Origin of the sequence: Paenimyroides baculatum, from assembly GCF_008629655.1 — a bacterium.
In the GTDB taxonomy this organism is placed as follows: Bacteria; Bacteroidota; Bacteroidia; order Flavobacteriales; family Flavobacteriaceae; genus Flavobacterium; species Flavobacterium baculatum.
The window spans coordinates 273,873-289,259 of the sequence record NZ_VWSG01000003.1 but is presented as its reverse complement, the minus strand read 5'-3'; the positions used below and the strand labels follow the sequence as shown (position 1 = coordinate 289,259).

Annotated in this window: 15 protein-coding genes; 8 read left to right on the top strand and 7 right to left on the bottom strand. The window is 34.4% G+C overall.

What is annotated here, in order from left to right; genetic code table 11:
• Positions 1–27: 27 nt before the first annotated feature.
• The 6 genes from F0460_RS05950 to F0460_RS05925 all read right to left on the bottom strand — a co-directional run bounded on the left by F0460_RS05950 (position 28) and on the right by F0460_RS05925 (position 7,678).
• Positions 28–2,346: a GumC family protein gene (locus tag F0460_RS05950; protein ID WP_150011232.1), complete on the bottom strand. Its 2,319-nt coding sequence runs from the start codon at positions 2,344–2,346 to the stop codon at positions 28–30.
• Complete coding sequence (locus F0460_RS05945; protein WP_150011230.1) at positions 2,346–3,122, bottom strand: polysaccharide biosynthesis/export family protein; 777 nt, start codon at positions 3,120–3,122, stop codon at positions 2,346–2,348. The genes F0460_RS05950 and F0460_RS05945 overlap by 1 nt, the downstream gene beginning before the upstream one ends.
• 6 nt (positions 3,123–3,128) lie before the next feature.
• Positions 3,129–5,057: a polysaccharide biosynthesis protein gene (locus tag F0460_RS05940; protein ID WP_150011228.1), complete on the bottom strand. Its 1,929-nt coding sequence runs from the start codon at positions 5,055–5,057 to the stop codon at positions 3,129–3,131.
• A 72-nt stretch (positions 5,058–5,129) separates the two neighbouring features.
• Positions 5,130–5,870: an LPS export ABC transporter ATP-binding protein gene (gene lptB / locus F0460_RS05935; protein WP_150011226.1), complete on the bottom strand. Its 741-nt coding sequence runs from the start codon at positions 5,868–5,870 to the stop codon at positions 5,130–5,132.
• A 3-nt stretch (positions 5,871–5,873) separates the two neighbouring features.
• Positions 5,874–6,686: a twin-arginine translocase subunit TatC gene (gene tatC / locus F0460_RS05930; protein WP_150011432.1), complete on the bottom strand. Its 813-nt coding sequence runs from the start codon at positions 6,684–6,686 to the stop codon at positions 5,874–5,876.
• Positions 6,687–6,709: 23 nt separating this feature from the next.
• Positions 6,710–7,678, bottom strand: a complete 969-nt coding sequence (locus F0460_RS05925; RefSeq protein WP_150011224.1) for a KpsF/GutQ family sugar-phosphate isomerase — start codon at positions 7,676–7,678, stop codon at positions 6,710–6,712.
• Between the two features lie 91 nt (positions 7,679–7,769).
• Here F0460_RS05925 and F0460_RS05920 point away from each other — a divergent pair, with 91 nt between their 5' ends.
• Positions 7,770–9,965 (top strand): ATP-dependent DNA helicase RecQ, encoded by a 2,196-nt coding sequence (locus F0460_RS05920; protein ID WP_150011222.1) that lies wholly within the window; start codon positions 7,770–7,772, stop codon positions 9,963–9,965.
• A gap of 30 nt (positions 9,966–9,995) precedes the next feature.
• Here the strand turns inward: F0460_RS05920 and F0460_RS05915 are convergent, their stop codons facing one another.
• On the bottom strand, positions 9,996–10,241 hold the full coding sequence (locus F0460_RS05915; RefSeq protein ID WP_150011220.1) for a hypothetical protein: 246 nt from the start codon (positions 10,239–10,241) through the stop codon (positions 9,996–9,998).
• 89 nt (positions 10,242–10,330) lie between these two features.
• On the opposite strand from F0460_RS05915, the gene F0460_RS05910 reads away from it, so the two are divergent.
• The 7 genes from F0460_RS05910 to F0460_RS05880 all read left to right on the top strand — a co-directional run bounded on the left by F0460_RS05910 (position 10,331) and on the right by F0460_RS05880 (position 15,283).
• Positions 10,331–11,902 (top strand): NAD(P)/FAD-dependent oxidoreductase, encoded by a 1,572-nt coding sequence (locus F0460_RS05910; protein WP_150011218.1) that lies wholly within the window; start codon positions 10,331–10,333, stop codon positions 11,900–11,902.
• Positions 11,903–11,965: 63 nt separating this feature from the next.
• A complete protein-coding gene (locus tag F0460_RS05905; protein WP_150011216.1) occupies positions 11,966–12,739 on the top strand; it encodes a 3'-5' exonuclease in 774 nt (257 codons plus the stop codon).
• Between the two features lies 1 nt (position 12,740).
• Positions 12,741–13,352: a fumarylacetoacetate hydrolase family protein gene (locus F0460_RS05900; protein WP_150011214.1), complete on the top strand. Its 612-nt coding sequence runs from the start codon at positions 12,741–12,743 to the stop codon at positions 13,350–13,352.
• Positions 13,352–14,605, top strand: coding sequence for a CinA family nicotinamide mononucleotide deamidase-related protein (locus F0460_RS05895; protein WP_150011212.1), 1,254 nt, complete (start codon positions 13,352–13,354; stop codon positions 14,603–14,605). The genes F0460_RS05900 and F0460_RS05895 overlap by 1 nt, the downstream gene beginning before the upstream one ends.
• 60 nt (positions 14,606–14,665) lie before the next feature.
• On the top strand, positions 14,666–14,902 hold the full coding sequence (gene rpmB, locus F0460_RS05890; RefSeq protein WP_124898804.1) for a 50S ribosomal protein L28: 237 nt from the start codon (positions 14,666–14,668) through the stop codon (positions 14,900–14,902).
• A gap of 28 nt (positions 14,903–14,930) precedes the next feature.
• On the top strand, positions 14,931–15,119 hold the full coding sequence (gene rpmG / locus F0460_RS05885) for a 50S ribosomal protein L33 (protein ID WP_091521250.1): 189 nt from the start codon (positions 14,931–14,933) through the stop codon (positions 15,117–15,119).
• 11 nt (positions 15,120–15,130) lie between these two features.
• Positions 15,131–15,283 carry a DUF4295 domain-containing protein gene (locus tag F0460_RS05880; RefSeq protein ID WP_150011210.1) on the top strand — a complete coding sequence of 51 codons (153 nt, stop codon included), beginning with the start codon at positions 15,131–15,133 and terminating at the stop codon, positions 15,281–15,283.
• The last annotated feature ends 104 nt before the right edge of the window (positions 15,284–15,387 follow it).

Genomic DNA, 15,387 nt, shown 5'->3' with positions numbered 1-15,387 from the left:
GGGACATTTTTAAATGTCCCGTTTTTTTTACTTCTTTCCTAAAAGAATCTTCCAAAAAGGTTTCTTTTCTACGTGTGCACCATAGCCGTAACCATAGCCGTAACCGTAACCTTTGGTTACATCAGAATCATTTAAAACCAACGAAAGTTTATTCAGTTTTTTGTCTTTATATAATTCGTTAGGTATTCTCAACATATCTTTATCGATCTTGTTAGCTCTAACCACATAAATAGTAGCATCGGCATATTTGCTTATTAATAAGGTATCTGTAACCAAACTAACCGGAGCGGTATCAACAATAATATAATCATATTGAGATTTTAATGTGTCAAAAACTTCTTTAATCTTTTTGTTCATTAAAATCTCTGTCGGGTTTGGAGGGATCGAACCAGACGATAATACGTCAAAACTTTCATAACCTTCCACAGGAACAATATAATCGTTTAGTGTTTTATTGGTAGATGAGATATAGTTTGAAACTCCTAAAGGGTTTACTTTAACATACTCATATAATTTAGGATTACGTAAATCGAAACCAATTAATAATACTTTTTTACCAGAAAGAGCAAATGTTGCAGCTAAATTAGCCGATACAAACGTTTTACCTTCACCTGAAATGGTTGAAGTTAAAAAGATCACTTTGCATTCTTCTTCAGCTTTTTCAGATAAAATAAAGTCTAAATTGGTTCTTACAATACGAATGGCTTCTGCTGCACTTGATCTGCTGCCTATTTCCATTAATTCTCCGCTTGAGTCTGATGTTGGTACATCTCCCAAAAACGGAATGTCTGAATTGTCAGTAATATCAAATCGGGTCTTAATTTTTGTATCAAGAAGATTTTTTATATAGATAATTATAAATGGAATAATTGCTCCTAAAACCAGGGCTGCCAACAAGATAATCATTGTTTTTGGTGCAACAGGTTTGTCTGTTGGAATGGCTTTATCAATAACCTTAGCATTCAAATCTGTTGCTGCCAATGTAATATTGGTTTCTTCACGTTTTTGAAGTAAAAACAGATACAAAGCTTCTTTTACTTTTTGCTGACGGTCAATAATTCTGAATTCTCTTTCCTGACGTGGAACTTGAGAAAGCTTCGACTGCATTTCGTTTTCCTGACGTTTATAATCGGTTTTTACAATTTGAAGCGAACTTAAATTTCTACGTAAACTTGCCAGTAAATTCGATTTTAACGAACGAATTTGATCTTCCAAGCGAATGTAATTAGTATTTTCAGGAGTAGCACTAACAGACATTTTTTGTTTTTCAAGAATCAACTGGTTAATTTCTTGAATAATGCTTTCAGAGCCGGTGTCTTCTGTTAATAAACCACCCGGCACCAAATCGTCTTGTTTTGCTCTGCTAATATGTGTTATTAAACTGTTTACAATATTTATCTTAGTTTCGTTTTCTAAAACAGATTTTTCAAAAGAGGATAAATTATCCAAATACAGTTTTACTTCGGTTTCAATATCCGATAAGTTGTTTGTGTTCTTATAACCTTCAACCTGCGATTCTACATCACCTAGTTCTGTAGCAATCAACGTTAAACGATCTGAAATAAAATCAGAAGTGCTTTCCGAAATAAAACGTTTGTCTTTTATCCCGCCTAAATTGTAATTGTAAACCAACGTGTTTAAGAAATCAGCAGCTTTTTCAGGTGTTTTATCGATAATAGAAACATCGATAACGCTTGATGTTTTACTTGCGGGTGCAACACTTAATATATTTCTGTATGTTTCTGCATGCTGTAATTTAGGGTAGATGTTTATTCTTACTTGCGTCAATTCGTTTAAAGCTCCGGTCTTGTTAACAACAAACGCCCCAAATTCACTCGATATGTTTTTGCCGAAACTAGCTTTTCCTACTTTAGTATCGTTGACAGAAACATTAAAAGCACTCCCGTCAATGTCAGTTAATTCAATAGATACTGTTTTAGTAATATGATCGTTGTTCCATAAAACCTGAATAGGCGATTTTTTATAAAGATCTTTTTCTATTACGTCAGAAATATCTAAATACTGAATGTTTAAATTCAACGAATCTAAGGTGTTGTATATTAAAGTTCTCGACTTTAAAATTTCAACCTCATTTTCAATATTATTTTTAGAATTACCCAGCATGCTCATTTCAGAAAAAGCACTCAACTGATTAGCTAAATCATTGCTTTTTTCGTCTTTAATTAAAATTTTTGTAGCAACACTATAACTTTTTGGAGTGAATTTCAGATAAAGAAATGCCAATATAAGTGTTACAAAAACACTTAAAATAAACCAGCGCCAGTGTGCTAAATACTTAAATAATTCTTCTTTTAAGTTTATAACATTGTCTTTGTCTTCTGTCATTATTTGTTTGAATTTGTAAGTATAATGGCTACTGTTGTTAATAATAAAGATACTGCGGATAAGTAAATGGATATATTTGGACCAACAGCAGATGAATTTACAGCGACTTTGTTTGGTTCTACATACACAACATCGTTTTGTTTTAAATAGTAAAAATCCGAATTTATGAAATCTGCTTTGGTTAAATCTACACGGTGAGATTTTACTTCTCCATTTTCTTCACGTAAAACCAAAATATTATCACGTTTACCATAATTTGTTAAATCACCTGACAATGAAATCGCTTCTAATAAAGTAATTCTTTCTGATGTTATACGGTGAGTTCCCGGCATTTTTACTTCGCCCTGAACAGTTACTTTGTAGTTCATGATACGTAAATTTACAATAGGGTTTTTTACGTATTTTGATATTCTTGTCTGTAAATCTTGAACAATCTGTTCTTTTGTTTTGTTACCTACTTGGATTTTTCCTAAGGAGGGAAAGTCAATCGCACCATTATCATCAACTAAATATAATTGCTGTTGCATTTGTCCGCCACCTGCTTGGTTCACAGGGTCAACACTTAAATTGGTTGTAAGGTTGAAAGGTTGAACTGCTATAGGGTCTTGAGCCGAAACAATGATCATTAGCAAATCGTCTGTTTTAATGGTAGTTTCAAACTTTTTGTTGATGATTTCAGTATTGTCGATATTTTGATAATAAGCAATCTTTTCTCTTGAGGCGCAGGAAGTTAACAGGGCGGTAGTTACTACGATAGGTAAAATTATTTTTTTCATAAATATTTAATCTAGTTTTTCAAAAGTAGAATTCAAGCTTTTAAATTCCGGTACAATCTTTTTCATCGTTGCAACAGTATCTAAAACTAAATAAGCTGCCGATAAATGTTTTAAATCTTCTATTTGGGTTGATATAAAATCGTAATCTTCATTTATATCCTGCGCAATCATAATTTTTTCGTGATGAGTTGGTAAGGTAGTTGATCCGTCATTTAACAGTTCTTCATACAATTTTTCACCCGGACGCAAGCCCACAATTTTTATTTCAATATCTTTTTGCGGTTCCAAACCGGCTAATTTAATCATTTTTGTGGCAAGGTCAATAATTTTAACAGGTTTCCCCATATCAAAAATATAAATTTCACCTCCGTTACCCATTGATCCAGCTTCCAAAACCAACTGACAAGCTTCAGGAATCGTCATGAAATAGCGGATAATATCAGGATGTGTTATCGTGATTGGTCCACCATTTTCAATCTGTTTTGTAAACAATGGAACAACAGATCCATTAGATCCTAATACATTACCAAAACGTGTCGTAATGTATTTCGTTGTAGTGTTGTTTTCTTTTTTAAGTTTCTGCGCCAGCGATTGTACGTATTTTTCGGCAATACGTTTGCTGGCTCCCATAACATTACTCGGGTTCACGGCTTTATCTGTTGAGACCATTACAAAACGTTCTGCCTTGTATTTTAGCGATAAATCTGCCATGTACTTACTACCCAAAACATTCGTGAAAATTGCCTGTTGCGGATTCATTTCCATTAAAGGAACGTGTTTGTATGCAGCTGCGTGATAAACTATATCTGGGTTGTAATCATTGAAAACGCGATCTAATGAATCGTAATTTCGAACATCAGCAATAATACAGATAATTTCTGCAGTGGTATTACATTTTGATATTTCTAACGAAATGTGGTGCAAAGGTGTTTCGGCCTGGTCTAATAATATCAGTTTTTTTGGATTGAATGCCGCTATCTGCCAAACAATTTCACTTCCGATAGATCCTGCTGCGCCCGAAACCAAAACAACTTTGTCTTTAATTTGATCTGATATTTGGGTGTTGTTTATTACAATTGGTTTGCGTTCTAAAAGATCTTCAATTTTAATTTTTCTGATGTTTGAAGCAACCTTTTTCTGATCGTTAATATCAGTTAAACGCGGTAAATTGTAAACTTTAATGTTGTAATTTAAACAGTCTTCAATAATCTCTATCTTTTCGTCTTTAGTAAGATTTTCATCGGCAATAATTAAAGTTTTTGCTCCTAAGAGTCTAACCAAAACAGGTACTTTACGTGTTTTAGCTATTACAGGCACATTTAAAATACGGTTGTGCGAATTCTTTGCATGCGGATTTATGAATCCTTGCAATTTGTATTTTTTTGGTATTTCTGCAATAATTGCATTTGCTACAGCAATGGCACGGTCGTCACTTCCGTAAATTACTGTTTTTATGTATTGGTTACTATCGTTAGAGTACTCTGAAAAGAAATCGAAACATATTTTTACAAGTAATCTGAAAATTAGGAGCAAACCATAAGTAATGGCAATACTAATTAACAGTTGGGTGTTTAAAAATAAGCGTCCGTCGTAAATTAGATCAACAACGGTGTTTATAATATAAAGGCACAGAAAACATAGTAATTCAACAAAAAACAATTTCGCTGCATCGTTTAAAGTAGTGTGCCTAACAATTCCGGTGTATGTTTTAAAGTACCAAAATAGAGAGGTATGAGCTAAAAGAAAAAGGGCAAATACAAAAGGAGCTTGTATAATTGGTTGAAAATCAATACCAATTCCTTTTAAGATAAAGTGTGTTATAACAGCAGAAAAAATTACAATAGCAATATCAATAGAAAGAATAATCCATCGAGGCAGATATTGAATTGTTTTCAAGTGAGAAAAATTCTTCTGTATTTTTTTTGACACAGTCATAACAATTTTAAATAAGATTTTCTTTTAGCTTCGCAAAAGTATTGTTTTTTAGTTTTAAATCGAAATTTAATGCTAAAATTCTAATTTCTTTTTTCGTAATTCAAAATTTTGTCCAAGATATACTTTTCTAACCATTTCATCTTCAGCCAAATCTTCCGGAATACCTGCTTTAAGTATTCCTCCTTCGAACATCAGATAGGTCTTGTCGGTGATAGCCAAGGTTTCCTGAACATTGTGATCGGTAATTAAAATACCAATGTTTTTGTTTTTCAGCTGTGCCACAATGCGCTGAATGTCTTCTACCGCAACGGGGTCTACACCTGCAAAGGGTTCATCTAACAAAATAAACTTTGGATCTGTTGCCAAAGCGCGTGCGATTTCTGTTCTTCTGCGTTCGCCTCCCGATAGTAAATCGCCACGGTTGGTACGGATATGCTGTAGACTGAACTCATCAATCAAAGATTCCATTTTAGCTTCTTGTTCTTTTTTTGATAATGTTGTAAGCTGTAGAACCGATAGTATATTGTCTTCTATGCTTAACTTTCTAAAAACCGATGCTTCTTGTGCCAAATAACCAATGCCATTTTGTGCACGTTTGTACATTGGATAATTGGTAATATTTAAATTATCTAGAAAAATATTTCCTGAATTAGGTTTTACCAACCCAACAATCATGTAAAAAGAGGTGGTTTTTCCGGCACCATTCGGTCCCAGCAAACCCACAATCTCTCCTTGGTTTACTTCAACCGAAATACCTTTTACAACTTTTCGACCTTTATATGTTTTAATTAAATTTTCTGCTCTTAACTTCATAGCTTATTTGTTTGTTAAAGCTGCATTTTTCTCTTTTTGTAGATTACGCTTTGTAATTACTTTAGCAACAACAATACTGCATTCGTACAGAATTACTAACGGAAATGATACAATTAGCTGACTGATTACATCGGGTGGAGTTACAACTGCTGCCACAATCAAAATCAAAACGTAAGCATATCTTCTATATTCTCTTAAAAAACTATCGGTAATTAAACCTAAGTAAGTTAAAAAGAAAATGATGATAGGTAGTTCAAAAACCAAACCAGTTGCCAACGATGTTGTTTTAACCAGACTGATATATGAATTGATATCTATTTGATTTTCAACTACACTACTTATGGTAAAATTAGCTAAAAAATTGATTGATAATGGAACCAATACAAAATATCCGAAAACTACACCTAAAAAGAACAAAATGCTTGATATAAATATGAACAATTTCGCGTATTTACGTTCGTTTTCATATAATGCCGGACGTATAAATTTCCAGAATTCCCATAAAATAACAGGAAATGCCATAATAAAACCAGCTGTAATACACGTCCATATCATTACAGATAATTGTCCGTCCATTGTTCGGTTCTGAATTACAAAAGGTAGTTCATTATCACAGAACGATTTGTTCAAATCAAATTTTGTTGCAACATCACAAAAAAACTGATAGGTAACAAAATCGCCTTGTTTTGGACCGAAAATAATTACATCGAAAATAAATTCATTAAAAAAAACAGCTACTACCGATGTTATTAAAATTGCAATACAGCTGCGTACTAAAAGCCATCTTAATTCTTCTAAATGGTTTAAGAACGACATTTCTTTGTTGGTGTTTTTATTTTTCACGATACAATTCCTTCCTTTAAAATGTCGTGTAGGTGAATGATTCCGGCATATAGATTGTTATCTGTAACTACCAATTGCGTAATTTCAAACGATTCCATAATGTTTAAAGCATCTTCTACTTTTGAATTTATTTCTATTGATTTCGGATTCACCGTCATAATATCTTTTGCCTTGATTGCTGATAAATCGGTTGTTTTTTCTAACATTCGTCTTATGTCGCCATCGGTAATAATTCCTTTAATTTCTGATCCATCTAAAACAGCAGTAACGCCTAAACGCTTGTTCGATATTTCAAAAATAACTTGCTGTATAGTTGATTCTACAGTAACCGCAGGCTTGTTTTTAGCGTCTAAAATATCTTTTATTTTAAGGAGCAGCTTCTTGCCTAAAGCACCACCGGGATGAAATTTAGCAAAATCGTTTGCAGTAAAGTTTCTCATTTCAATTAACGCAACAGCCAAAGCATCGCCTAAAGCTAATTGAACGGTTGTACTTGTTGTAGGAGCCAAATTGTTAGGGTCGGCTTCTTTTTCAACATAGGCATTAATAACAAAGTCTGAATTTTTTCCTAAAAAAGAAGAATCGTTACCGGTCATTCCAATTAAAATATTTCCATCGCGTTTTAATAACGGAGCCAAGACTTTAATTTCCGGACTGTTTCCACTTTTCGATATACACAAAACAACGTCGTCTTTCGTAATCATACCCAAGTCGCCATGAACGGCTTCGGCAGCGTGCATAAACAAAGACGGCGTTCCGGTAGAGTTTAAAGTAGCAACTATTTTCTGACCAATATGTGCACTCTTGCCAATTCCGGTAATAACCAGCCTTCCTTTTGTGTTAAATATGGCTTGTGCCGATCTTAAAAAATCATCGTTTAAAAAATCAATAGCCTTTGTAATCGCATCGCTTTCAGCTTTTAAAGTGCTTTTTGCAGCTGCTAATATGTTAAAATTAATGTCCAAAATACAAACGTGTTATGTAAATTTTGATAAAACTAAAAGATTTGTATATCTTTATAATTGCAAATTTAGATAAAATAGCATTATTAAAAACATGAAATCAATCGAAATTGACTTATATAAAGAATTAAAAAAATATTTCGGATTCAGTCAGTTCAAAGGATTGCAAGAGCAGGTTGTAAACAGTATTATTTATGGTAACAACACTTTTGTAATTATGCCTACAGGCGGCGGTAAATCTTTATGTTACCAGTTGCCGGCATTAGTTTTGGAAGGAACCGCAATCGTAGTATCGCCTTTAATTGCTTTAATGAAAAATCAGGTTGATGCCATTCGTGCACTTTCAAGCGAAATTGGTGTGGCACACGTATTGAATTCGTCATTGACAAAAACAGAGATTACACAGGTTAAAGAAGATATCAAAAGAGGTGTTACCAAACTTTTGTACGTTGCACCAGAATCTTTAACAAAAGACGAATATGTAGAATTTTTAAATTCTGTGCCTTTGTCTTTTATTGCGATCGATGAAGCGCATTGTATTTCTGAATGGGGACACGATTTTAGACCCGAATACAGAAACCTGCGAAACATCATCAGAAAATTAGGTGATATTCCAATCATAGGTTTAACGGCAACTGCAACACCAAAAGTTCAGGAAGATATTCTTAAAAACTTGGAAATTGCCAATGCAAATACTTTTAAAGCTTCGTTTAACCGAGCTAACTTATATTACGAAATTCGTCCGAAAACCAAGAATGTAGAATCGGACATTATCAAATTCATCAATCTGTTTAAAGGAAAATCGGGTGTTATTTACTGTTTAAGCCGTAAAAAGGTTGAAGAAATAACACAGGTTTTACAGGTAAACGGAGTTTCGGCAGTGGCATATCATGCAGGTTTAGATGCTAAAACACGCGCCAAACATCAAGATATGTTTTTAATGGAAGATGTAGATGTGGTTGTGGCTACTATTGCCTTTGGAATGGGAATTGATAAGCCCGATGTGCGTTTTGTGATTCATCACGATATACCAAAATCTTTAGAAAGCTATTATCAGGAAACCGGTCGTGCTGGTCGCGATGGTGGCGAAGGATATTGTTTGGCTTACTATTCTTATAAAGATATTGAAAAGCTGGAGAAATTCATGGCTGGCAAACCGTTGGCAGAGCAGGAAATAGGTTTTGCTTTGTTACAGGAAGTGGTTGCGTATGCAGAAACATCGGTTTCGCGACGTAAATTTTTATTGCATTATTTTGGCGAAGAATTTGATGAAGTGAATGGCGACGGTGCCGATATGGATGATAATTCACGTAATCCGAAATCCAAAAAAGAAGCGAAAGATCAGGTGGAACTATTGTTGAAAACCATTCAGGATACCAAGCAGATTTATAAATCAAAAGAAATTGTACTTACCTTATTGGGTAAAATAAATGCCGTTATAAAATCCTACAAAACCGATGCACAAAGCGTTTTTGGTGCAGGAAAAGAGTTTAACGATAAATTCTGGATGGCATTGATTCGTCAGGTTTTGGTATCAAACTTAATATCTAAAGATATCGAAAGTTACGGTGTATTGAAAATGGCAAAAGAAGGAAAAGATTTTCTGCAAAATCCTACTTCTTTTATGATGACCGAAGATCATAATTACGAAAATACCAACGACGAAACCATCATTACAAATGCAAAAGCATCTAATGTTGCCGACGAAGTTTTGGTTAGTATGTTGAAAGATTTACGCAGAAAAGTTGCCAAGAAAATGGATGTTCCGCCGTTTGTAGTTTTTCAAGATCCGTCTTTAGAAGATATGGCGTTGAAATATCCTGTTAAGTTAGATGAACTGGCAAATGTTCATGGTGTAAGTGAAGGTAAGGCAAAAAAATACGGTAAAGATTTTATCAATTTAATTACAAGGTATGTTGAAGAAAACGATATTATTCGCCCAGATGATTTGGTTGTAAAATCAACCGGAGCAAATTCTGCCTTAAAACTGTTTATTATTCAAAGTGTGGATCGTAAATTATCGCTAGAAGATATTGCGGCTGCCAAAAGTATGAATATGGATTCTTTGTTGAAAGAAATGGAGCAGATTGTGTATTCTGGAACTAAACTGAATATCAATTATTGGGTTGATGATGTTTTGGATGAAGATCAGCAGGAAGAAATCAAAGAATATTTTATGGATGCCGAAAACGATTCTATAAAAGCAGCTTTAAAAGAATTCGATGGCGATTATGATATAGAAGAACTTCGATTAATGCGTATAAAGTTTATCAGCGAAGTAGCGAATTAAAAAAAACTCCTTAATTACTAAGGAGTTTTTTTATGCAATATCAGAATATAACTCACCACGGTGCGGTTTTAAAACATCGCGCAGTTTTCGCATCATTTCGTCGTTTACCACAATAAAAGCAATCGAATGAAACTCATTTATCTGCTGAAAACCCGAAATCGAGATCGGTAGTTGTTCAATAACAATAAATTCTTTTAAATGAATTTCCTGATGTTCGGCTGTTTTTAAAGCATCGGGACCTCTAAAATCCCAGATTAATTTTATCTGTCGTTCCATTTTGTCAAATTTCAGTAAATTTAAAACATCCTTTTAAACAAATCTATAATTAATGTATTTTTGTAGTTTCAAATTTGCTTTATAACAAAATGCCTCAAGAAATACAATTACAAGTCCTTCCGGAAATTGCAGCTACAAATCATTTGCTGGTAGATTACGTTGCCAAATTAACGCACACGCCTTCAAACGAAATTCAGCATGTTACCATTTTAAAAAGATCGATCGATGCCCGACAAAAACAAGTGAAGATCAATCTTAAAGTTCAAGTTTTCTTTCAAGGAGAAGATGTGCAGCACAGATCGGTGTCGTTTCCAGATTATAAAAATGTGAAAGATGCACCGGTAGCAATTGTAGTTGGGGCAGGACCTGCAGGATATTTCGCGGCATTGCAACTGATAGAGTTAGGCGTAAAACCTATTGTTGTGGAACGTGGAAAAGATGTTCGTGGTCGCCGTAGAGATTTAAAGGCAATTAATGTAGATCATATTGTAAATCCCGATTCCAATTACTGTTTTGGCGAAGGTGGTGCAGGAACGTATTCAGATGGAAAGTTATACACACGATCGAAAAAACGGGGCGATGTAAACCGTATTTTAGAACTTTTAGTTGCTTTTGGTGCATCGCAAGATATTTTGGTTGAAGCGCATCCGCATATAGGTACCAACAAACTGCCGAAAATCATGGAAGATATGCGTCATAAAATTACCGAATTTGGTGGGGAGGTTTTGTTTGATAAACGTGTGGTTGATTTTGATGTTAAAAGCAACGAAATAAAAGGTGCGGTGTTGCACACAGGCGAAACCATTGCGGCAAATCAGGTTATTTTGGCAACCGGACATTCGGCTCGCGATATTTTTGAATTATTAGATCGAAAAAATATTTTTATAGAAGCCAAGCCTTTTGCATTGGGCGTTCGTGCAGAACATCCGCAGTCTTTGATAGACAGTATTCAGTATTCATGCGATTTCCGTGGCGATTTTCTTCCGCCAGCGCCGTATTCTATTGTAAAACAGGTAAACGGTCGCGGTATGTATTCGTTTTGTATGTGTCCGGGTGGAGTTATTGCGCCTTGTGCTACCGATGTTGAAGAAGTTGTTACAAACGGTTGGTCGCCTTCAAAACGAGATCAAATCACAGCAAATTCGGGAATTGTAGTAGAATTAAAGCTAGAGGATTTTAAACCGTACGAAAAACACGGTGCGTTGGCAGGAATGTATTTTCAGAAAGAAATTGAAAACACCGCATGGAAAGTTGCAGGTAAAACGCAAGAAGTTCCGGCACAGCGAATGGTCGATTTTTCAAACAAAAAAGTTTCCGAATCGTTACCTAAAACATCGTATGTTCCCGGAGTTGTTTCTTCAGAATTAGGCGATGTTTTTCCAAAGTTTCTAACAGGAATCATGCGTCAGGGTTTTCAGGAATTCGGTAAAAGCATGAAAGGTTATTTTACGAATGATGCTATTTTACATGCGCCAGAAAGTAGAACATCATCGCCGGTTCGTATCCCAAGAAGCGACGATACGTTGGAGCATTTGCAAATAAAAGGACTGTATCCTTGTGGCGAAGGCGCAGGTTATGCGGGCGGAATTATTTCTGCAGCAATCGATGGAGAAAAATGCGCAATTAAATGTGCCGAACAGATTTTTGGTTATAGAAATTAAATAATTAAAGTAAGTGTTTTAAGATTGATTTTAACTTGAAACATTAAACCTTAAACAAAAAATATGGAATTAAAATTAAACCGTCCTATTTGTTTTTTCGATTTAGAAACAACGGGAATTGATGTAGCAAAAGACAGGATTGTAGAAATATCGATATTAAAAATTTTCCCAAACGGAAACAAAGAAAGTAAAACGTGGCTCGTAAACCCAACGGTTTCAATTCCTGCGCATGCAACGGCTGTTCACGGAATTACCAATGAAAAAGTAGCAAACGAGCCAACTTTTAAAGAATTGGCAGGTCAGGTTTACAACATGATTAAAGATGCCGATTTGGCCGGATACAATTCAGATAGATTTGATATTCCTTTATTGGCTGAAGAATTATTGCGCGCAGAAGTTGATTTCGATATGAAAAATCGAGTTTCTGTTGATGTGCAAACGATCTTTCATAAAAAGGAAGAACGTACATTAAGTGCAGCTTTAAAGTTTTATTGTAATCAGTCGCTTGAAAATGCACACTCTGCAGCAGCCGATACCGAAGCTACATATGAAATTTTAAAGGCGCAGTTAGATCGTTACGAAGATTTAGAGAACGATATGAAAGCACTTTCTGTATTTACTACTCGTAAAAAATCGGTCGATTTTGCAGGATTTATCGCCTTGAATGATAACGGAGAAGAAATTTTTACATTCGGTAAGCATAAAGGTGCTTTGGTTGATGATGTTTTAGATCGCGAACCAGGTTATTTTGGCTGGATACAAAACGCCGATTTTCCATTATACACCAAAAAAGTACTGACAGGAATAAAATTGCGCAAACTAACCAATAAGTTTTAATATGAAAATTATTTGTGTAGGCAGAAATTATATTGATCATATCAATGAGCTTTCTAACCAAAAACCGACAGAACCGGTACTTTTTATGAAGCCTGATACATCGGTTTTACTAAAAACGTTTCCGTTTGTTATTCCCGATTTTTCAAACGATGTACATCACGAAGTAGAAGTTTTGGTTAAAATATGCAAGGTGGGTAAAAGCATCAGTCCAAAATTCGCTCATAAATATTATAATCAAATTGGGTTGGGCGTTGATTTTACCGCGCGCGATGTTCAATCTAAACTAAAAGAAAAAGGTTTGCCTTGGGAAATTGCAAAGGGATTTGATGGCGCAACGGTTATAGGTGAATTTGTTGATAAAGATCAGTTTGATAATGTTCAGAATATATCTTTTCAATTAATGAAAAATGATGAAGTTGTTCAAAACGGAAACACGCAGGATATGTTGTGGCAGATTGATGAATTAATTTCGTACATATCGCAGTTTTTTACGTTGAAAATAGGCGATATTATTTTTACGGGAACACCAAGCGGTGTATCAAAAGTGAACAGCGGCGATGTGTTGGAAGGTTTCTTAGAAGATAAAAAAATGTTTGGCTTTAAAGTTTTATAATGAAAGCGGTAATTGTAACAATAGGAGATGAGCTGTTAATTGGACAGGTAATTGATACCAACAGTGTTTTTATAGGTCAGGAATTAGAGGCAATTGGTTGTTCAGTTTTAGAAAAAGTAGCAATTTCTGATACCATTGAAGTTATTACCAATACAATAAATAGGTATCAAAATCAGGTTGATCTGGTTGTACTTACCGGCGGTTTGGGTCCGACAAAAGATGATGTTACCAAAAAAACGTTAGCACATTATTTTAATGATGAATTGGTTTTTAACGATGAGGTCTATCTTCACGTAAAAAAGCTGATCGAAGGTTATTACAACCGCCCAATTACCGAAATGAACCGTCAGCAGGCTTATGTTCCGTCTAATTGTACGGTTTTGTTTAACGAAGTTGGTACAGCTCCGGGAATGTTAATGGTAAAAGAACAAACAACTTTTGTGTCGTTACCGGGTGTGCCTTACGAAATGAAATATCTGGTTACCGAAAAATTACTTCCTTATATAAAAGAACAGTTTAAGTTAGAAGCAATCGTTCATAAAACTGTTTTAACTGTTGGAATCGGCGAAAGTTTATTGGCAGAAAAGATTGAAAAATGGGAAGATAGTTTACAGCTTTTAAACATCCATTTGGCGTATTTGCCTCAATTTGGTTTGGTGCGTTTACGATTAAGTAAAACCGGAAGTTCTGTTGATGAAATTGAAGCCGAGATCATCAATAAAACTTCAGAATTGCAACTATTGATTCCTGAATTTTTTATCGGAATAACAAATGCCGATTCGCTGTTTAACGAAGTTGTGTTGCTTTTAAAACAAAGCGGCTTGACAATTGCAACTGCCGAAAGTTGTACAGGTGGAAGCATTGCTCAAAAATTAACATCGGTAGAAGGATCTTCAGGATATTTTAAAGGAAGTGCCGTAACCTATGCAACCGAATCTAAAGTAAATATTTTAGGTATTCAGCAGCAAACTATTGATACATTTAGTGTAGTAAGCGAAGAAGTTGCGCGCGAAATGGCTCTTGGTGCAAAAAGAATTTTCAAAACCGATTTGGCTATTTCAACTACTGGAAATGCAGGTCCGTTAAAAGGCGATGGCGATGCAGAAGTAGGAACTGTTTGCATGGCATTTGTTTTTAACGATAAAGTAGAGTCCTTCACTTTTAATTTTGGTCAGCCAAGAAATAAGGTAATACAGGCAGCGGTAGAAAAAACATGGTTAATTCTGTATAAATATTTAAAAAATAACCAATAACATTTGTTTTAATAAATTTTAATTTGTTATTTTGCACACTGATTTTAAAAGTAAGAAATAATGTCAAGAGTTTGTCAAATTACAGGTAAAAGAGCCATGGTTGGAAACAACGTGTCTCACGCTATGAACAAAACTAAGAGAAAGTTTTCTGTGAATTTAGTAAAGAAACGTTTCTACATAGTTGAAGAAGACAGATGGGTAACTTTAAAAGTATCTACATCTGCATTAAAAACAATTAACAAAAAAGGTATTGCAGCAGTTTTGAAAGAAGCTAAAGCAAACGGATTATTAAAGTAATTCAGTTCACCATTAAAATTCCATCACAATGGCAAAGAAAGCAAAAGGAAATAGAATTCAAGTGATTTTAGAATGTACTGAGCATAAAGCAACTGGATTACCAGGTACATCACGTTATATTACTACAAAAAACAAGAAAAATACTCCAGATAGAATGGAAATCAAAAAATTCAATCCTATCTTAAAGAAAGTAACAGTTCATAAAGAAATTAAATAATTTAGTTAGTCATGGCAAAGAAAACCGTAGCAACATTACAGGGGAGTTCAAAAAAATTAACCAAAGCAATTAAAATGGTTAAGTCTCCAAAAACAGGTGCTTACACATTCGTTGAGTCAGTTATGGCTCCTGAATTAGTAGATGAATTTTTAGCAAAAAAATAATCATCCACCAAATACACATAAAAGCTATCTAAATTATTAGGTAGCTTTTTTTTATTTTAGAGGGAATGATTTTTATCAGAAATTCTAAAATTAATATCAGTATA